This is a genomic window from Aliiruegeria sabulilitoris (genome assembly GCF_001558155.1).
GTDB classification, from domain to species: Bacteria; Pseudomonadota; Alphaproteobacteria; order Rhodobacterales; family Rhodobacteraceae; genus Tropicimonas; species Tropicimonas sabulilitoris.
The window spans coordinates 1-394 of the sequence record NZ_LOAS01000136.1; the positions used below are offsets into that span (position 1 = coordinate 1).

1 pseudogene is annotated in these 394 nt (G+C 56.9%); it reads right to left on the reverse strand.

What is annotated here, in order from left to right:
* Nucleotides 1–224: 224 nt before the first annotated feature.
* Nucleotides 225–394 (reverse strand): annotated as a pseudogene (locus AX756_RS25965) (IS630 family transposase); the annotation flags it as partial.

The window sequence follows — 394 nt, forward strand, 5'->3', positions numbered from 1 at the left end:
CTCCGTTACGAAAACTTCAAATCTGTCCCATAGGCGCTGACGTCAGACAATCGTTGGTTTCGAGAGGCGCATCACAATTGCCGTCGCGGTATCGGAATCCCGCGTGACCATCCTGCGGCTCTTCTATGGCGGTCGAAACTGGGAAACCCTGCTCGACGGCTAGTGTTCTGAGTCTGACACTTGTTACCTGTTTCCCCGGATGATTTCATCGAGGGCGTTCATTCGCCAATCACCATGCCGGATTTGACGTCGAGCGCGGCGAACAGCGTGGTCGTGCCGTGGCGCTTGTAATCGTGGGTCATTGTCGCGGCTCGGCCTTTCTTGAGCGGCAGTCCCGGCTGGGTTCGGTCAAGAGCCTGAATCTGAGACTTTTCGTCGACACACAGCACGACGG